The organism is Pseudoalteromonas sp. 31A1 (assembly GCF_011378815.1).
Lineage (GTDB): Bacteria > Pseudomonadota > Gammaproteobacteria > Enterobacterales > Alteromonadaceae > Pseudoalteromonas > Pseudoalteromonas arctica.
The window spans coordinates 270,222-288,953 of record NZ_WTKY01000005.1 but is presented as its reverse complement, the minus strand read 5'-3'; the positions used below and the strand labels follow the sequence as shown (position 1 = coordinate 288,953).

22 protein-coding genes and 1 pseudogene are annotated in these 18,732 nt (G+C 37.4%); 16 read left to right on the top strand and 7 right to left on the bottom strand.

The annotated features are described in order from the left end of the window. Nucleotides 1-122: 122 nt before the first annotated feature. Complete coding sequence (locus GQR52_RS07915; RefSeq protein ID WP_165728068.1) at nt 123-2,963, bottom strand: TonB-dependent receptor; 2,841 nt, start codon at nt 2,961-2,963, stop codon at nt 123-125. 571 nt (nt 2,964-3,534) lie between these two features. Here GQR52_RS07915 and GQR52_RS07910 point away from each other — a divergent pair. Both GQR52_RS07910 and GQR52_RS07905 read left to right on the top strand, forming a co-directional pair. Further along, nucleotides 3,535-3,924 (top strand): cytochrome b562, encoded by a 390-nt coding sequence (locus GQR52_RS07910; RefSeq protein WP_165728067.1) that lies wholly within the window; start codon nt 3,535-3,537, stop codon nt 3,922-3,924. 83 nt (nt 3,925-4,007) lie between these two features. Continuing rightward, the gene (locus GQR52_RS07905) at nt 4,008-4,394 is read left to right on the top strand and encodes an OsmC family protein (protein WP_002958670.1); all 387 of its coding nucleotides are present in this window, start codon (nt 4,008-4,010) and stop codon (nt 4,392-4,394) included. A gap of 62 nt (nt 4,395-4,456) precedes the next feature. On the opposite strand, the gene ykgO is transcribed toward GQR52_RS07905, so the two are convergent. After that, nucleotides 4,457-4,591 (bottom strand): type B 50S ribosomal protein L36, encoded by a 135-nt coding sequence (ykgO, locus tag GQR52_RS07900; protein WP_002958669.1) that lies wholly within the window; start codon nt 4,589-4,591, stop codon nt 4,457-4,459. Further along, nucleotides 4,588-4,854, bottom strand: coding sequence for a type B 50S ribosomal protein L31 (locus GQR52_RS07895; protein WP_165728066.1), 267 nt, complete (start codon nt 4,852-4,854; stop codon nt 4,588-4,590). The genes ykgO and GQR52_RS07895 overlap by 4 nt, the downstream gene beginning before the upstream one ends. A gap of 242 nt (nt 4,855-5,096) precedes the next feature. Here GQR52_RS07895 and GQR52_RS07890 point away from each other — a divergent pair, with 242 nt between their 5' ends. Beyond that, nucleotides 5,097-5,366 (top strand): hypothetical protein, encoded by a 270-nt coding sequence (locus GQR52_RS07890; RefSeq protein WP_007580861.1) that lies wholly within the window; start codon nt 5,097-5,099, stop codon nt 5,364-5,366. 328 nt (nt 5,367-5,694) lie between these two features. Then, nucleotides 5,695-6,657: a sensor domain-containing diguanylate cyclase gene (locus GQR52_RS07885; protein WP_024593037.1), complete on the top strand. Its 963-nt coding sequence runs from the start codon at nt 5,695-5,697 to the stop codon at nt 6,655-6,657. A gap of 74 nt (nt 6,658-6,731) precedes the next feature. Here the strand turns inward: GQR52_RS07885 and GQR52_RS07880 are convergent, their stop codons facing one another. Next, complete coding sequence (locus tag GQR52_RS07880; protein WP_165728065.1) at nt 6,732-7,772, bottom strand: metal-dependent hydrolase; 1,041 nt, start codon at nt 7,770-7,772, stop codon at nt 6,732-6,734. Nucleotides 7,773-8,035: 263 nt separating this feature from the next. Beyond that, a pseudogene (locus tag GQR52_RS20515) lies at nt 8,036-8,283 on the bottom strand (LysR family transcriptional regulator); the annotation flags it as partial. Nucleotides 8,284-8,452: 169 nt separating this feature from the next. On the opposite strand from GQR52_RS20515, the gene GQR52_RS07875 reads away from it, so the two are divergent. Further along, nucleotides 8,453-8,932: a hypothetical protein gene (locus GQR52_RS07875; protein ID WP_165728064.1), complete on the top strand. Its 480-nt coding sequence runs from the start codon at nt 8,453-8,455 to the stop codon at nt 8,930-8,932. Nucleotides 8,933-8,954: 22 nt separating this feature from the next. Here the strand turns inward: GQR52_RS07875 and GQR52_RS07870 are convergent, their stop codons facing one another. Further along, nucleotides 8,955-9,842, bottom strand: a complete 888-nt coding sequence (locus tag GQR52_RS07870) for a LysR family transcriptional regulator (RefSeq protein WP_165728063.1) — start codon at nt 9,840-9,842, stop codon at nt 8,955-8,957. A gap of 116 nt (nt 9,843-9,958) precedes the next feature. On the opposite strand from GQR52_RS07870, the gene GQR52_RS07865 reads away from it, so the two are divergent. From GQR52_RS07865 to GQR52_RS07840, 6 genes are all read left to right on the top strand, one after another. Beyond that, on the top strand, nt 9,959-11,131 hold the full coding sequence (locus GQR52_RS07865) for an MFS transporter (protein ID WP_165728062.1): 1,173 nt from the start codon (nt 9,959-9,961) through the stop codon (nt 11,129-11,131). Between the two features lie 159 nt (nt 11,132-11,290). Then, complete coding sequence (dkgB, locus tag GQR52_RS07860) at nt 11,291-12,106, top strand: 2,5-didehydrogluconate reductase DkgB (protein ID WP_165728061.1); 816 nt, start codon at nt 11,291-11,293, stop codon at nt 12,104-12,106. Nucleotides 12,107-12,184: 78 nt separating this feature from the next. Next, nucleotides 12,185-12,472 (top strand): putative quinol monooxygenase, encoded by a 288-nt coding sequence (locus GQR52_RS07855; protein ID WP_165728060.1) that lies wholly within the window; start codon nt 12,185-12,187, stop codon nt 12,470-12,472. A gap of 431 nt (nt 12,473-12,903) precedes the next feature. After that, nucleotides 12,904-13,248 carry a hypothetical protein gene (locus tag GQR52_RS07850; RefSeq protein ID WP_165728059.1) on the top strand — a complete coding sequence of 115 codons (345 nt, stop codon included), beginning with the start codon at nt 12,904-12,906 and terminating at the stop codon, nt 13,246-13,248. A gap of 292 nt (nt 13,249-13,540) precedes the next feature. Further along, entirely contained in the window at nt 13,541-13,945 is a 405-nt protein-coding gene (locus GQR52_RS07845; protein ID WP_002958658.1) for a hypothetical protein, read from the top strand. 138 nt (nt 13,946-14,083) lie between these two features. Next, nucleotides 14,084-14,848, top strand: a complete 765-nt coding sequence (locus tag GQR52_RS07840) for a 2-keto-4-pentenoate hydratase (RefSeq protein ID WP_165728058.1) — start codon at nt 14,084-14,086, stop codon at nt 14,846-14,848. 9 nt (nt 14,849-14,857) lie between these two features. On the opposite strand, the gene GQR52_RS07835 is transcribed toward GQR52_RS07840, so the two are convergent. Further along, nucleotides 14,858-15,511, bottom strand: coding sequence for a DUF6058 family natural product biosynthesis protein (locus GQR52_RS07835; protein WP_165728074.1), 654 nt, complete (start codon nt 15,509-15,511; stop codon nt 14,858-14,860). Between the two features lie 171 nt (nt 15,512-15,682). Here GQR52_RS07835 and dapA point away from each other — a divergent pair, with 171 nt between their 5' ends. The 5 genes from dapA to GQR52_RS07810 all read left to right on the top strand — a co-directional run bounded on the left by dapA (nt 15,683) and on the right by GQR52_RS07810 (nt 18,728). Beyond that, nucleotides 15,683-16,600: a 4-hydroxy-tetrahydrodipicolinate synthase gene (gene dapA, locus GQR52_RS07830; RefSeq protein ID WP_165728057.1), complete on the top strand. Its 918-nt coding sequence runs from the start codon at nt 15,683-15,685 to the stop codon at nt 16,598-16,600. Nucleotides 16,601-16,718: 118 nt separating this feature from the next. Continuing rightward, nucleotides 16,719-17,432: a beta-ketoacyl synthase chain length factor gene (locus tag GQR52_RS07825; RefSeq protein ID WP_173585785.1), complete on the top strand. Its 714-nt coding sequence runs from the start codon at nt 16,719-16,721 to the stop codon at nt 17,430-17,432. Then, nucleotides 17,425-18,207 (top strand): lysophospholipid acyltransferase family protein, encoded by a 783-nt coding sequence (locus tag GQR52_RS07820; protein WP_206017434.1) that lies wholly within the window; start codon nt 17,425-17,427, stop codon nt 18,205-18,207. The genes GQR52_RS07825 and GQR52_RS07820 overlap by 8 nt, the downstream gene beginning before the upstream one ends. Continuing rightward, the gene (locus GQR52_RS07815) at nt 18,204-18,461 is read left to right on the top strand and encodes a phosphopantetheine-binding protein (RefSeq protein ID WP_007580830.1); all 258 of its coding nucleotides are present in this window, start codon (nt 18,204-18,206) and stop codon (nt 18,459-18,461) included. The genes GQR52_RS07820 and GQR52_RS07815 overlap by 4 nt, the downstream gene beginning before the upstream one ends. Nucleotides 18,462-18,482: 21 nt before the next feature. Beyond that, on the top strand, nt 18,483-18,728 hold the full coding sequence (locus GQR52_RS07810; protein ID WP_002958648.1) for an acyl carrier protein: 246 nt from the start codon (nt 18,483-18,485) through the stop codon (nt 18,726-18,728). Nucleotides 18,729-18,732: the final 4 nt, after the last annotated feature.

The following is an 18,732-nucleotide window of genomic DNA, read 5'->3' as shown; positions in this document are numbered from 1 at the left end:
CGTTATCGCCTATTTATGGGGAATAACCACACTACATAGGCTCTGCCTTGCCTAAAAACCAAACATACTGCTGCAAATTCACCCACCAATGATCAACACGCCCTAATAAGTTATTTTATTAATTATAAGCTGTAGCTTAAGTTAATGTAGCCAAAGCGGCCAATGTTATCGTAACTTGCGCTACCCGCGCTTGTACCACGTGAACCGTACGGAAGTTTACGGTTGAATACGTTATCAACACCTACTTTAACGCCTAAACCGCTATCGAAGTTATAACCAACAGTCATATCGGTAATAAAGTATTTACCGTAAGACATTTGATTACTTGGGTTAGGGTTGTTTTCAAGTTCAACATTTGTGTATAAATCGACTTCACTTAAAAAGCGTGTTTCAACTGTTGAGAAAAAGTTATCCATAACATAACTTACAGATAAGTTAGTTTGCCACTTAGCTTCACCTGTAGTACCTGCGTATTCAATGTAGTTACTAGGGTCGTCTTGGAACGGGTAATCTTTACGTTCAATTAAGTAAGTACCAATTAAGCGTGTTTTAAAGCTACCTTCAAACGCGTCAAAATCGTAACCTAGTTCAAAATCTACCCCTGATGCCTTTTGACCGGCAACGTTTAGTACTGAGTTTTGAATTAAAGTAATTTCACCATTAGCATTACGTGTGATTAAGTTACAGTACTGATTGTTTATACCTGTTGCGCTATCTACACAGCGATCAAGAATGTCTTGCGCGTTAATTGTGTCAATTGCATCTTCAAGTTCAATTTCCCAGTAATCAATAGTAAGTAGCGCGTTTTCTAAAAACTCTGGTTGGTAAACAATGCCTACAGTTGTACTTGTTGACTCTTCGCCTTTTACATCGCGGTTACCACTGCTTAAACCATCTAAAGAGGCTGAATCGTAATCTGAGTTAAAGTCACTCGCTACGCCTAATGCGGCACAGTTTGCAGTACGTGTTGCACCGTTTGATAAGTCACCTAAGTTTTCAGCGCGACACGGGTCGTCTACATTGTAGAAAGTTTGGCTTGCTGCACCAAATACTTCACTAATGTTTGGCGCACGAAGTGCTGCAGATTGAGTTACACGTACACGTAGTTCATCGTTTACAGTCCAATCAAGGCCAAGTTTCCAGCTAGTTGCTTCGCCAATCGTACTGTAGTCAGCATGACGTACTGCTGTATCAAACACTAAATCTTGAATAAGCGGTAAATCAGTTAAAATTGGCATCGTCGCTTCAAAGAATACTTCGCGAACGTTAAACGAGCCCTTATCTTCGCCCAGTGCGTTAAAAAAAGTACCTTCAGCGTTATCAGGCTCTTTAGTTTCGCTTTCTTCTTTACGGTACTCAGCACCAAATGCAACACCTACATAGCCCGCTGGTAATTCAAAAATAGCGCCATTAGCGAGTGAGCCAGAAATAACTGTTTGCTTAATAGTTGAAGTGCCAACAGATACCGTATTAATGTAATCAATGGCTTGTTGAGATGGCGAACCAAACCCCATAATATTTACAGGAACACAGCCATCAGCTTGGGCTGCAGCACTACGACATACTACGTTACCATTTGTATCTTCAACGGCATCAAGTGCATTAAAGTAATTTGCTACAATCATGTTAGCGCCATTTTCGCGCTCTAGATCAGTTTGGCCGTATACTATTGAGGTATCTAATTCCCAATCATCAAATACTGTGCCTTTTAAGCCGGTAACAAAGCGCGTTGTTTCACGCGTATTGTTTTCAATGCGGCGGCCAAGGTCGGTCATCATGCGGTTAACCATGATCGAATCAACACCTTGCTCTTCCATACGTGCTTTAATGGCTGGGTCTAGGTAAGGGTTGTCGATTTTGATGCTGTTTTCATCGTCAAAGAAGAAAAACGCAGGTTGACCTATGCTTTCGCCTTGGCTATTTACGTATTTTGCATCAAAGTAAACGTTTAAGTCGTCGGTAACATCGTAGTTAACTTTAAAGTTTACGTTGTAGCGCTCAAACTCAGGTTGAATCTCTTCAAATTGACCAAGATTAAACGAATCACAGTTTGCACACGACAAGCCATCTACATTATCACCTATGTATAAGTTGCGAGCGCTGCTGTCGGCATTAAAGCTATTAGTATATCCATCTTCAAGTGCATAAACACCGGCGTTATTAATAGCGTAATAACCTGCATTAGGCGTTAAAATTTTATCAGGGAAAGCTGCGCTATCTTTGTTTGCTTCTGTTTGGGCTTGATTACGTAAACTACTAAACGAAGTGCTAGTCCATGGGTGGTCAAGTGCGTTTAATGAATCCTGGCCTGAGTACTCAATAGCAAAAGCTGCATTACCACGATCGTTATCAAAGTTAGAGCCGTATGAGAACGTCGCTTTTTCGTTGTTGTAGCTGCTTAAATCGGCAAAACCACGTGTAACGCTAAAGTCCATGCCTTCAATGTTGTCTTTTAATATAAAGTTAACAACACCTGTTACCGCATCAGCACCGTATACAGCAGATGCACCACCAGTAATTATCTCTACACGTTCAACCCATACACTTGGAATAGTGTTGGTATCTACAGATTGAGAACCTGCAGAGCTTGATACATGACGCTTGCCATTTACAAGTACCAAAGTACGATCTGTACCCATGTTACGTAAATCAAGAATATTTAAACCCGCAGTACCAATAAAGCGGCCTGAGTTAGCCATAGAATATGTATTGCCAAGTGCTGGTAAATTGTTTAGCGCTTCACCAATGTTTACAGCGCCAGTGTTCATTAGCTGCTCGCCACTGATGACTGTAACAGGTGCAGGCGCAATCGCACCTTCACGTAAAATACGTGAACCCGTTACTTCAACACGTTCAATTTTTGTTGCTTGCTCATCTTGTGCAAGCACAGAATTACTTGCTGTTGCAGCAGCAGTAATTAATGCACATTTAATGCTAGTAGAAAGTAAGTTATGACGTTTCATTTGATTCCCAGAGAACATTTTTAGTAATTAAATACAATGTAGCTTTATTATGAGGGCGGCGATTATTGCATGCTGATTATTTTATTAAAAGTAGCTAACTCACTGTAAAGTAAGTAACTTGAAATAACCTGAAGAAATTTTGTTGTGTTTTTTGGTATTAATTACAAAAGCTTTTTAAATGATTTACTGAGGTTTTTTACATTTAGTTTTTCTTATGTATTTTAGTTATTAACATTGGTTTTTATTTGTTAAATTTTCAGTTGTTTTTTAAGTCAACTTTTTGCGGTTTATAATTATTCATATATAAATTTTTATTTATTTGAAGTTGCCAGTGAGTGTTATATGTACTTATTTGTAAAGGTTATGTGTGTTATTACTCTTTTAAAATGATTTTTATTAGATGTTTTTTATTCAAAAAAAATCGTTATTTGAATATTTTTCACTATTGCAGCTTTAAAATGATTAATTTGTAAACCCCCTTTACAGTTCAAAGTACTCATAACAGCTCGTAAAGTTACTTTACTACGTAAACTTGATACAATTTAGGTGTTTTTAATTAATAGGTTTGACCATGAAGTATTTAGTAATTATTTTTACCTTTGCGTTTAGTTCAATGTCTTTTGCGCAGCAAGAAGTCGATCTTGAAATAAATATGAAAAATACGGGCCTTGCTTATAAACAAGCAGTGCAGGCAACTCAACTTAGTGAATTTAATACTGCGATTGATGAATTTATAAAGCTAGTAAAAGTAAGTAAAACAGCTAAGTTTTACAAAAAACCTGAGCAGTCATTGCAGGGCCTTGATAAAGTGATTGCTCAAGCTGAACTTGCAAAAAAGGCAGCAATCGAGCAGGGGCTAAGTGCGGCAAAAGAACCACTGAAAAATATAGATAACTTACGTAAAAAATATCATGAGTTACACGAGCCTCCAGGGTTCTTTGAATTACTGTTCGGTTCATAAACCTAGACACTATGTATCTTTAGTAGCTACTTTTAAGCTAATTATGTTAAAGGTATCTGCAGCAATAAATATAAGGAAACACAATGGAAATTTCAGTTTCAATGTTAGAAGGCCAAAAGCAAAGCGCTAAATTTGGCGACCTAGAAGTAATAAGCGATCAAAGTGTAAACGCTGGTGGCAATGCAGAGCATCCAGAACCGTTTGATTATTTTTTAGTAAGTATGGTTTTATGTGCAGGTTTTTATGCGCGTAAGTTTTGCGAGCAGCGTGATATTTCAACGCAAGGTATGACGCTTACCCAAAACAACGAAAATGTAGATGACAACGGTAAAAAGTTATTTTCAATTGAGATTAACTTACCTGATGGTTTCCCTGATAAGTATAAAAAGGCGCTTATTGCAGCTGTAAATACCTGTACGGTAAAAAAAGTAATTCAGGCAGTGCCAGAGTTTTCAGTAGTGGTAAAATAGTCCCCCTAAATTAGGTAGCTTAAGCAAGCTACCTAATTATATGTTGAGCATCCCCGTTTAACTTATTTCTTTTTCATTCCTTGTACTGCTTTAAAGCGTGGGTTGTTTTTACAAATTACAAATACGCGGCCTTTGCGTTTTACAATTTGACACCCCGGACGTTGCTTAGCACTTTTAAGAGAGCTTAATACTTTCATACCTTTTCCTTTTTAACAGTCGATAAACTTTTAAAACGACGATTAAACTGCGCAACGCGACCATCTGTAGCGGTTGTTTTTTGCTTGCCTGTATAAAATGGGTGCGAGTCACTTGATACATCAATAGGTACGTATGGGTAAGTATTACCATCGATCTCGATTGTGCGATTGGTTTTAATGGTTGAGCCAATAATAAAGTAAGAATCGGCAGCGGTATCGTGAAAAGCAACCACGTGGTAATCAGGATGAATATTTGGTTTCATAATACGCCTCAATAAATGATATGTGATAGTATATCATTTTAATTTAACGTATTTATTCCCCCATTGCAAATTATTTAAATGTTCCTCAAAAAGGCCGTAATTGCTGGCTATTTGCGCAAACAAATCAAAAAAATAAGCACTTGAATCAAAAATGCTGGCTATTGGCGTTTAGGCTGTTATAACTATATTTAAGAGTTAAAACGTTAACAAATACGGTTATAAAGTTATTACAGAGGTTATGTATGAGTGACGCAACACAACAACAAGAACAAATTGATCAAGGGGTAATGGAAACCCTAAGAGAGCGCGACCACAGTACCTTGGCGCAACAAGTAAATCCTTTAACCTGCAACCATAACGATATTGTAGAATTACTAGCGCGGTATATGGCACTAAGCGAGCAAGAAGATGATGAGCTGTTTGATGATTGGTTTGATAACCTAACTAAAGAGCAACATACTGTTTTAAAAGTATTTGAAGTTTACCGTGGACAATATGAGCACCAAAATTAAAGTGTTTATTTTTGTAAGTATGCCAAATCCAGTGGTTATTTAAATAAAACTAAATAGCCACTACTACTTTTTCATTAAAGAGTAGCTATGTTGTATCAACCACTACTCCCACCTGTTTAAATCATAATTTTTTGCGGATTGAATCTTATATTTATTTAGGCACGACTTACTGATATTTATAAATATTTATTTATTGCTATTTTTAGGTAATGTTCTAGTTTGAATAGGCAGACTGTTTATAGTTTAAATAAGTTTATCGGATTATATACTCGAAAATATTCGCTCCAGTTTCGTAATTTATAAAACATTTAAAATTAATAGAGCTTTAATGATTAAACCTGAGATTCCAAATAACGAAGCTGAGCGATTACACGCGCTTAGAGCATTAAAAATTCTAGATACGTCTCATGAAGAGCGCTTTGATCGTGTTACTCGTATTGCCAAGCGTATGTTTAATGTTTCTATTTCATTGGTTACTTTGATTGACGAAGACCGCCAGTGGTTTAAATCAAGGCAGGGGCTTGATGCGCCTGAGCTTCCTCGCGAAACCTCATTTTGTGGCCACACCATAAATCAAGACGAGTTATTAATAATCCCAGATACAGCTCAAGACGAAAGATTTTTTGATAACCCCTTTGTTACAGGCGATCCTAAAGTACGCTTTTATGCAGGCTTTCCTTTAAAATTAAGGGAAGGAGTCATTATAGGCACTTTGTGCCTTGCCGATAATAAACCTAGACAACTCAATGATGAAGAAAAACAATTACTAAGAGATTTAGGCACGTTAGTCGAGCGAGAAATTCAATCAATTCAACTAGCCACAATTGATGAGTTAACAAGAATCTCTAATCGACGTGGCTTTTTAAACCTTGCCGAACATACGCTAAATGTATGTAGGCGAAACAAAGTATCAATGTCGTTTATTTTGTTTGATCTCAATAAGTTTAAACAAATTAATGATATTTATGGACACCACGAAGGCGATTTTGTATTAAATAAATTTGCACAAATTATGCTTAGTTCATTTCGTGATTGTGAAGTAATAGGTCGACTTGGCGGAGATGAATTTGTTGCGATGTTAAGCGACTCAGACGAGACAAAAGCAGAGTTTGTTTTACAAAGGTTTGCGGATGCAATAGCGCATGCTAATAATACCTTAAACAAGCCATACAAAATTGATTACAGTGTAGGAGTAACACACTTTAAACACGATACAGGTAAATCAGTTGAGGATATGATTCAAGATGCTGATGTTGCAATGTATCAGCAAAAAAAGCAGCAATCACTTTAGTGAACTGTTTAGTTTAATTGCTGCTTGAACTTCACTTAACTTCCTCATGCTAGTACGAATTTTATAATATGCCGTTATTCGCTATTGCAGTCATTTTTTGCAGCGGGTGATGCTAAAGACACATTTGGTTGCCAAACTCTGTTCCATATTTTATGAAGATTGTTTAATTTTGGCCTTTGACTTATTTTTTCAAAGTTACCAAGGTTTACTTCTGAATCATTTTTTTGACCCACTACAAAATTAAACACATAGTTGCATTCCATACCCATACGTAAATCAGAAAGTACAATATTGCTTTGCTGTTGGCGTACCGAATAAAACCCTTTAGTAAACCACTGCAAGCGTTTTATAGCCCATTCATCGCTAATATTATTTAACAATGAAGGCGTCGTTTGATAAGCCGTTAAAGTAACATCGTTGGGCGCGTCAAATACTGATGCATAACCCTCATAGTATTGCCCGTCAGACATCACAACAATACGCCATAGCAAAGTAGTTAGCGGAGCAGGCGTACTAACATACGCATTTACTGGTATTTGCCTGTTATTGAGGGCCGTTTTTACCTTGTTATCAATATTTATTTTTAAAATTAAAGCACAGAATAAATATAGGCTACTTAAAACTAAGGCTGCTGTATTTATACGATAAGCCGTTGCTGCTTTTATTTTGGGAATCAGCGTACATATTACGCCAATCAATAAAGGAAACGTATAAGCGGGATCAATAATAAACACACTAGAAACCGCAAAGGGGTACTCAGTAAAAGGCCAGAGTAGTTGTGTACCGTATACCGTTAGGCTGTCTAATAGGGCATGTGTAGATAAACTTAAAAATACTAGCCAAAACCAGCGCACTTTATAAATTTGCATTCCCGCGTGTACTTTTAATATTAGCCATACAATGAGCGGGCTAATTAATAAATGTATTAATAACGAATGGCTAAAGCCACGGTGATAAGTAAATGCTTCTACAGATCCGCCATATGGCAAAAATACATCTAAATCAGGGAGCGTGCCTAAAATTGCTCCCCATAAAACGGCTTTTCGACCTATTTTATTGCCTAACACCGCATAACCTACAGCACTGCCTAATGCTACCTGCGTTAAAGAATCCATTTTAATTAATACCTTTAATTACTACTTTTGTTATTTATACTTTTTGATTATTAAAAAGCGTCAAAAAATCGGTTAAACATTTAATAAGCATATTAATATTAATATACAGAGCTTATAAACTAAGCCTAAGCTTTATGAAATCTAAAAAAGCCACAATTCGCGATGATACCGCACTGTTTCGCCGCTGCTTGCGCTAAGCGAAAACGTAAATAAAATGAGTTTTACTAACGGCCAAGTTTACGAGCATGTAAGTTCGAATCTTATAAATCACCAATACGTATGGCTAAGTCTGTTTTATGCTCGAGTAAATTAATAGTACTGCCGTGTGAGGTTATATCAAGCGTTATGTGAGGGTATTATTTAGCGAATTCACCAATTAAAGGCGTAAGTTGATGCAATACAAAAGGGTTTGCCGCATCTATTAGCTGCTTGCCATTTGGCGCTTGTTTTAAAGCTTTATGGCGTTTTCATCTGTGCATAAAATATTTAGCCTTTCGCAGGCGTATTTTAAAAGTATAGCTTTCCTCGCATTTTAAATTAAGCAAAATAATACCCCGTGGCGACTTATAAGTCCTGTTCCCGTTTAAAATACGGATGGTCAATTTGTTACCATATTTGGAATGATAATTGCTTCTAATTATAAAAATAAAGTCGTCAATTTTTAGACACATGAGGCAAAAATGAATTTTGGAACTCTTTCTTCGCAGTTATACAATGACAATGGCTATTCAAGCCTAAGTAATTTAAATAAAAACACTGTAAAAACGGATGATCCTAGTAAAAGTCCAGAGGCTAAAGCAGACTCTTCTTTAAATAAAGACGCCGAAAAAACTACGAGCTCTACTGCAGCTACTGAAGACGCAAAGTCTATTATTAGCAGCGAAACAGAAGATTCGAGTGACAATTCAGCAGTTCAAATGAATAAAGCGATCGAGTCAATTAAAGATTTACAGAGTAAAATAAGAGAAATGACCAATAGTTCTGATACGCCCACAGAGGAAACGATAGAAGAGCTAAGCGAACTTAAAAAGCAACTCGATAGTGAGCTATCGTCGATACAATTAACAGTGCGAAAAAATGTATCTACTTTAATGGATTCAATGTTTTCATCATCTTCAGATAATAAAAATTCAGGTTTGCTTTTTAATAACCAAGCATAATTTAACTTGCTTTTTAATATAGTTATAAGCTTAGTCGTGGCTTTATAAAGTCTAAAAAAGCCACAATTCGAGACGATACCGCACTGTTTTTATAATAAACGGCTTGTATAATTTCTCGGTTATTTGGCGAGCTAATTGCATTGGGTAACACTTCAACTAATTTACCTGTTTTTAGGTCATTGCCAATCATAAAGTGAGAAAGTAGCGCAACGCCTTGGTTTGCAATACATAGTTGGCGCACTGTTTCGCCGCTGCTTGCGCTAAGTGAAAACGTGAATAAAGCGGGTTTTACTAATGGCCAGGTATTTAATTTAGGGGAGTCACTAAAACCAATTAACTTATGATTTTGTAAATCATCAATTTGCGCAATTGCTGTGTTGTTTTTTATATACTCTGGGCTGGCTACAATACGTAACTGACTGCTGCCGAGTTTACGAGCATGTAAGTTTGAGTCTTTTAAATCGCCAATGCGTATGGCTAAATCGGTTTTATGTTCAAGTAAATCAATAATGCTGTCGTGCGAGGTTATATCAAGCGTTATGTGAGGGTATTGCTTAGCAAATTCGCCAATTAAAGGCGTAAGTTGGTGTAATACAAAAGGGCTTGCAGCATCTATTCGCAGCTTACCACTTGGCGCTTGTTTTAAAAGCTTTATGGCTTCTTCACCGGTATAAAGCGTATTTAACCCCTCGCGCGCATATTTTATAAAAGTATGACCCTCTTCGGTAAGTTCTAATCGGCGTGTTGTTCTGTTTAGCAAAGTGCATTGCAATGTATTTTCAAGGCGTGATACAGCTCGCGACACTTTAGCCACCTGTTGATCGAGCAAATTAGCCGCACCCGAAAAGCTTCCGCAATCTACTACCGTTATAAACGTTTCTAAATCTTCAGTTTTTGAATGAACAGCCATAAGTATACCAACATCATCTTTGCATTATTAACAAAAGTATTTTGTCACTAATGCTGTTTTTTGCAAATGATATTTTAGCCAAACTACATTCTTCATATATTAATGAGGATATAACTATGCCATTGGCTTTGTGGGCGCTTACCTTAAGCGCATTTGCAATAGGAACAACTGAGTTTGTAATAGTGGGATTAGTACCCACCATTGCAAACGACTTGGGCGTAAGCCTACCTTCAGCGGGTTTGCTTGTAAGTTTATATGCGGTTGGCGTTGCTATTGGTGCGCCGGTGCTAACAGCTTTAACAGGTCGTTGGAATCGTAAAGTGGTATTAATAAGCTTAATGGGTTTGTTTGTACTGGGCAACTTACTTGCTTTGCAAGCGCCAAGTTACGAAACATTAATACTTGCGCGTATTTTAACGGGGCTTGCCCATGGTGTGTTTTTCTCAATTGGATCGATGATTGCCACAAGCTTAGTAAGTAAAGATAAAGAAGCCAGTGCAATTGCGATTATGTTTACCGGGCTTACTGTGGCATTAGTAACTGGTGTGCCATTAGGTACATGGATTGGCCAGCACTTTGGTTGGCGTGCTACGTTTTTAGTTGTGTCGGTATTAGGCTTAATTGCATTAATTGGCAGCTCTATTTTAGTACCAAAAAACTTAAAACAATCAATACCAGCAACGTTTAAAGAGCAACTACAAGTAATTGTAAAACCACGTTTATTACTCGTATATTTAATGACTATATTAGGCTACGGCGGCACGTTTACAGCGTTTACTTATTTAGCACCTATTTTAGAGCAACAAACAGGTTTTGCGCCTTCGGCTATTGCTTTAATAATGCTTGTTTACGGTGTATCGGTAGCGATAGGTAATATTTGGGGTGGAAAGTTAGCTGACAAACGCGGCCCAATTAGCGCACTAAGTATTATATTTAGCGCTTTGAGTATTATTTTACTGATATTTACCTTTACGATGGAATCAAAAATTGCCGCTGTACTTACTATTTTAGTCTGGGGCGCATTTGCTTTTGGTAATGTACCGGGCTTGCAACTTTATGTAGTAAAGCAAGCGCAAAAGCACACGCCAAATGCAGTAGATGTTGCATCAGGTTTAAACATAGCCGCATTTAATATTGGTATTGCACTTGGCTCAATTATTGGCGGTAGCGTAGTAGAGAATATGACCCTGCAAGATACAGCATGGATAGGCGCTGTTATCTCTGTTTTAGCACTCGGTGTTACACGCTACAGCGGTATGCTTGATAAACGTGAAATTCAGCAAGCGTAAACTATCCTCTGTTAAGGTTGAAACTAAAATTAATGACCTCATACCTGTTATGAGGTCATAGATTTTTAAGTGACAGTCGTAATAATAAGTAAAAGGTGTATTTCGTAAAGCTTCAGTGAAGTTTGTATTTCAAAACCGATTATTTTATAAGGATAAACCATGACACAACGTGTAATAGAAATGCCAGAACTCGGTATGGGAACATTCCGCTTAGAGGGCGACACTGCCTATAACTCAGTAAAAATGGCACTCGAAGTTGGGTTTCGCCATATTGATACCGCACAAATTTATGGCAACGAAGAGCAAGTAGGTCAAGCTATAAAAGACAGCAATATTCCGCGCAGTGAAATATTCTTAACTACCAAAGTGTGGAATAACAAATTAAATAAAAGCGATTTTATTCCAAGCGTTAAAAAGTCACTTGAAAAGCTACAAGTTGATTCGGTCGACTTACTGCTAATTCATTGGCCATCGCCTGCTAACGACGAGCCAATGAGTGAATACCTTACTGAATTATTAAAAGCAAAGCAGCTTGGTTTAACTAAGCACATTGGTGTTTCTAATTTCACTATTGCAAACTTAAATGAAGCAATGCAAACGCTTGACTCACGTGAAATATTTACCAATCAGGTTGAGGTACACCCGTACTTAACTAACACTAAATTGCGTGCTTTTTGTGCCCAGCACGACATTCATGTAACAGCATATATGCCATTTGTTGTAGGTAAGGTGCTTAAAGATCAAACCATTATCGATATTGCTAAAAAGCATGATGCAAGCCCGGCACAAGTTGTTTTAGCATGGGTTAACGCCAATGGCATGACGACAATTCCATCATCAACTAAGCGTAAAAACTTGGAAGATAACTTTAACGACCATGTTAAATTAGATGATGAAGACATAGCCCGCATTGATGGCTTAGATTGTGGCGACCGACAAGCAACACCAGACTTTGCGCCGCAGTGGGATCAGTAAACTTACCTCAAACGCAAAGTTAAATTAAATATTTTAAGGTGTAGATTATCTACACCTTAACTTTTAAAAGGAATACACATGTTAACGGTTATAGCTGCACTATCGTGCAAAAATATTGATGCAGATGTAATGCTTACAGCACTTGAAAACTTACAAAAGTCATCGCGCCAAGAAGTAGGGTGCTTACGTTATGAATTATCGGTAAAAAGTGATGCTGAGCATACTGACTATGTAGTTAGCGAACAATGGGCGTCTGATGAGCACTTTGAAGCGCATAAAAACGAGTCACACTTTAAAGCGTTTGGTACGCAAGTTACCGGGCTTTTAACCAACAGTAGTATTGATGTATATAGATCAATTGGTTAAGCGTTCCTATACCACTTAGCTAAATTACATATAACCAAGTAAATACTCAAACAGGTGCTGTTAACTTACATCACCTTCTATCCTCAGCCCAGCCGTCCTAAATACTCAATTCCCCCAATATATCAATGAAACCGAATAGGACTCTATTTTGTTAATTCGCAGTGTGGCGAAATCTAAAGTGCTCCATAAAATTATTAAAAGTCGTTTTTTGTATCACAGATTACTCTAATAAATGGCTTATTTAATTTATTGTTTACATTAAAGTTCTCTGGTGTAAATATAGAAACACTCATAGGCACTATTACGTGCCTTAGCGCATGGAAAGTATAGTGACCGATGTAACATCAATCACTAGAAAATTGCTAGCTGAAAAATCACAGCCAATAAAGCCTTAATAGTTTTAAGCTGTATCAATTTATATGGAGATAATAATGAAAAAATTAATGGCAATAGTCGCGTTTTTAGGCTTTGTCTCATTTGCACAAGCAAATGAGAGCTTTGTAGTGAACGCCAAATTTTATGATAATAAAAACCTAATTGGCTCACCTACTTTAGTTGTAAATTCAAACGAAGATGCATCAGTTTCAGTTGATAATTCCTATAGCTTTGCCCTTACACTAACGCCAATTGATGACTCGACCGTTAGCTTAGCAACCGACCTGAAATTAGGTGGAAAACATATGGCACCTTCTTTAGTCGTTGAGCTGGGCAAAGAAGCAAGCATAAACATTGATGGTAAAGAGCTTTCAGTTTTAGTAAATAAATCAAGCAGCTAATAAGTTAAAATTAGGAGTATAATTAATGAGAAACTCAAGAAATGAAATAGTAAAATATGGAGTCTCTTTTGGTACAGCCCTAGCAATTGCCATTTCATGGAGTGCTAATGAGTCTGTGTTATGGGCAATCTTGCATGGTTTTTTATCTTGGTTTTATGTTATTTGGCATGTAATTACGCGATAAGTTTTTCGCGCTCGCACTGATTGATTACGTTTACTGCGGTAAATGTTAATAGTCGAGCAATTACCATTCAAAATGATTAATTTAAAAATATAAAAGGAATAATTAATAATGAAAGGTGCGGGTGGAAGCTCTGGTGGTATTGGGCATTTTTTTATTGGTTTGATTATGATGTGCGGTGGCTTTTATATGCTGCTAAACGCAATTTCGGTGACCTCTAATTTTGGACTAAGTTCTCGTATTTATAGTGTTAATGCTTTAGGTGGCTTTGGCGTTACAGGCGGCATGGTTATGATCCCCTTTATTTTTGGTGTGGGTCTGATTTTTTATAATTCTAAAAATATTTTAGGCTGGGTGCTATCGCTAGGATCGTTAACCGCACTAATATTTGGCGTTATATCGAGTGTTCGATTTAGCATGCGGACTATGACGTCGTTTGATTTGATTGTTATTATAATTTTAGCGTTTGGCGGCTTAGGTCTGTTTTTACGATCGCTTAAATCTATTGATACTTAAATAATTACCACGCTTTGTTTTAAATACAATTTTAATTATAGGCATTTAACATTATGTTCTAATGCCTAAACTAGCACATTAATAAAGTAATCCTTCCTATTTACTGCTTAACCAGTAACGTATTTTAAAGAGATTTATGTGAACAACTCAATACAGCTAAAACTAATTGCTACTCACTTAATGGCACAAAGAGAAGAAAACCCAGCACGTTCAAACTTTCCTAAAGAGTTGGTATTAGACTCGACTGACGATGCAATAGAAGTACAAAAGTTGATGATTTATTTAAATGATCAAACTGTATATGGCTGGAAGTGTATGCTGCCTTTAGATAATGGCTCAATTATATTAGCACCTCTTTTACATGCACCTATAAAACAAGCTGAAAATTGCCAACTGTACACAACAAACAATAAAGCGCTGATAGAACCAGAAATTGCATTTATTTTGCAAAGCGATTTACCAAGTAATAAAACCTATACAAATGAAGACGTGGATACTGCATTTGCCAGCGCCCACTTAGCACTTGAGCTTATTCAAAAAAGGTTTGATGAAGACACTCCAAGCACTCACATTGAAAAACTGGCCGATGGTTTATCTAACCAAGGTGTGTATTTAGGCCCAAAAATAGATAAAGCCAAAGCGTATAACGCAAGTAGTGTAAACATTAACGTTAAGCAAACTGAGCTGGAGTTAAACCTTGCGGGTATTCACCCTGCCGAACTTGCGCAACTTCCACTTTATTGGGCGGTTAATTACTTATCAGGCAAAGGAATCAACTTAGAAGCAGGGCAAGTGTTTATAACAGGCTCTTACTGTGGTGTTGTTGAGCTTAATACTGATCAGTTAACCACAATTAGTTACGAAGACTTAGGGTCGTTTAGCACTACGTTTTTATCAAAGTAAATTTAAACGTTATTTAATAGACAAATCGTACTTTAAAATAAGCGCATCTATGTAACGGGTGCGCAATGTGTGTTGTTTTTCATGATCGGCGCCGTGCCCTAGTGCTTTGTTTAAAAGCTTCATGGCCGGGTGCAGTAGCGCTCTTTCGTCTTGGTTTAAGCTCGCTTTACTGCGCAGTTCGGTAATGTCGTCAACTAATAATCTTCCAATATCTACCGAGACTATTTCGTCTATTAATCCATTTTGAGTAAGTACGCCGTACTTACTGCATAAAAACTGTTGCCAAACTTGTTGTAGGTGCTCGTCTATTTCGCAGCCAAATAACTCTTCGTTAAACGTAAATCCTTGCTGAGCGAGTTTAGTTAGGCTTGCAGTATATTGCTGTGCAAAATAATTAAAAGCGTGGCTTGATGATTCTATTTTTTGTTTTAAAAGACCTTGCCCCCAATTAACACAGCCGCGCGGGTAATAGTCGTCATACTCTTCGCATTCATATAAGCCTGAATATGAGCTGCAGCTAAGTTGGCTTTTAATACAGTAACTTGGTTTGGGGAAAACACTTCGCTCTTGCCAAGCTAAAAGTATATCTGCATCTATATTTAATGCTTGGCACAGTTCATCGGTGTTATAAAAATGAGTTGCTAAGTAGTCAGATAAACGCATAAAGCCTCTGGTATCGTTAAAAATGGAATACTGTTTATATATACAGTTATTCATTTTGTATTACCAAACTTAATAACACAAGCGATTTTATAATTAAATGTGCGCTTACACCTCCAAAAGTATCGGCAATTATGTTACAAATAGCGCAAGTTTTATAAATAATGATTTTTTATGCGCACCCTAGAGAAAATTAAACAAGCAAGCCTTATTACAGCTATCAAAACGCCATACTTAGCAAACGGTGAAATAGACCTAGCAAAGTACGATGAACTCGTAGAAATACAAATTGCAGCGGGCGTTGATGGCGTTGTAGTCGGTGGCACAACAGGCGAAGGCCAGCTAATGAACTGGGAAGAGCATTTAATGCTTATAGCGCACAGTGCAAACAAGTATGGCGACGAACTAGTTATTGTCGGTAATACCGGTAGTAACAACACCCGTGAAGCGATTAAAGCAACTAAATATGGCTTTGCCAGCGGTATGGATGCAGCACTGCAAATTAATCCATATTACGGACGTACGTCTATTGCGGGTGTTAAAGAGCACTTTAAGCGCGTACTTGATATTGGACCTGCCTTTATTTACAACGTAGCAGGGCGAACAGGTCAAGACCTAACACCTGATATTATTGAGCCACTCGCTAAACATGAATATTTTATTGGTGTAAAAGAGTGTGGCGGTAATGAACGTATTGCCCATTATGAACAACAAGGTATTGCATGTTGGTCGGGTAACGATGACGAAAGTCACGATGCGCGCCACACACATAAAGCGCACGGTGTTATTTCGGTTACTTCTAACCTTATACCTGGTTTGTTCCGTCAGTTAATGGATACGCCAAGTAGCGAGCTAAATGCGTCGTTACAACCATTGATGAACTGGTTGTTCTGTGAACCAAACCCGATTGCTATTAATACCGCATTGATGATGACTGGCGCAGTAAACCCAGTATTTAGATTACCGTATTTACCGCTTAGTAATGAGCAGCAAGCTCAAGGCGAAGTATTAATTAATGAGTTGAATAACAACGATGTTGTTGGCGGCAAAGCTAAGTGTATTAAGCAAGGCGATATAGCCCTGCTTTCTTAGTAATATGAGCGAGCACTGAACAGCTTGCTAGTTCGGTGCTTTTTGTTAAAGATTATTTACTTCTATTGCTAAAATCGGTAAAATTCCCTCCCTTATTTTTAATAAAATACGTTGAACTGTGAAATTTGTTGTTGAAGAACTCGCTATATGGATAAAGCCCGAACAGCGACAAATAAAAGAGAGTAATTGGTTTGATTCCTCTGTATTAAATCTTAGTTGGGTGCCTGCTATGCAGCGACGCCGAATGACTTCCTTTATTAAAATGGCACTCTTTAGTGCTCATCAAGTAAGCACTCAAGGTAACTATGTTAATTTACCGAGTGTTTTTTCTTCTCGCCACGGTGATTTTCACAAAACGTCTAACTTACTTATTGATGTAGTAAATGATCAGCCACTGTCGCCCACTGGTTTTGGGTTAAGTGTGCATAATGCCGCATCGGGACTTTTTGGGATAATACAGGGTAATACAAGTGCTACAAATGCTATAGCTGCAGGAGCCGAAAGCTTTATTTATGCACTCGTAGATGGCTTTGTAAGACTTGCTGATAACGATCAGCAACACATGTTAATAGTTCATACCGACGAGACTCTCCCCGATATTTACGCTCAGTACGCCGATGAACAGCAAATAGCACACTCTATTGGTTTAATAATAAGAGCGCCGCAAAAAGGCGAACCCCATTTTAGTTTAAACAAAGTATTTAATACGGGCATGGAAAAAAGCGACTTACCAATGAGTATTCAATGCGCTAAAGCTTTGTATGAGCGAAGCAATACATTACTTGTTCATAACACGCTTGAGCACGATTGGCAGCTTACATACCATGCTTAAAAATGTACAAAGGTTATGTGGGTTGATTTGGCGGATTATTGCTACTGCATTTTGCTTTTCAGTTTTTGGGGTTGGTGGTTTACTATTAGCCTTTATTGTTTTTCCTGCTCAGCGCCTATTTCAAAGTGACTCAGTTAAACAAAATATTAAGGCTCGAAAAACAGTACATTACAGCTTCAAATGGTTTGTTAGTTTAATGCATGTAACGGGCGTTATTCGATTTCATGTCAACGATAAAGCAAAAATTGAAGGCTTAAAAGGGCAACTGATATTAGCAAACCATCCTTCTTTAATTGATGTTGTTGTTTTAATTTCGGTAGTAAAAAATGCAGATTGCGTAGTAAAGGCGCATTTATTTAAAAATCCTTTTATGCGCGGCGTTATTAAAAGCACCGGCTATATAAGTAATGACGATCCGCAGGAGCTATTACGAGAATGCGAGCGCAGTTTGCAAAAGGGTAATAACTTAATTGTATTTCCTGAAGGGACACGGACAGAGCCTCACAAAACATTAAAGTTTAAACGAGGCGCTGCAAATATTGCAATTAGATGTCATGCGCCCATTACTACTTTTTTAATTAAAATGAAGCCAAACACTTTAACCAAAGGCACACCTTGGTATAAGGTCGCGCCATATCAGGCGCATTTTACAATGGGGCTTGCGAGCCAGCAGTTTAATTGTGCAACGTACGACAGCGATATGCCTGCGATGCAATCACGCCAATTGACTAAAGATTTACAACATTATTTTACACAAGAGCTAAAAAATATATGAGCGAATTAAAAGAACAAATAAAACAACTGATTATCTCAAGCCTTGACCTTGAAGACATGACCACTGCTGACATACAAGATGATGACGCTTTATTTGTAGATGGCCTAGGACTAGACAGCATAGATGCATTAGAGCTTGGTCTTGCGATAAAGAAGCAATTTGATGTGAAAATAGATGCAAACTCTGATCAAACTAAAGCGCACTTTGCCTCAGTTAATTCTTTAGCAAAATTTATTGAACAAGCACGTTCTTAATATATAAAAGTAGGAAGAAAGATGAAAACCGCTGCTGAAATTTATGATGTATTACACGGCATTTTAGAAAACGAATTTGAAATAGACCCAGAAGATATTAGCTTAGAGGCTAACCTGTACCAAGATCTTGATTTAGACAGTATTGATGCAGTTGACTTAGTTGTAAAATTAAGAGAAATCACAGGTAAAAAAATTGAGCCTGATGCCTTTAAGCTTGTGCGCACAGTGCAAGACATAGTCACCGAAATAGAAAAGTTAGTTAACTAATACT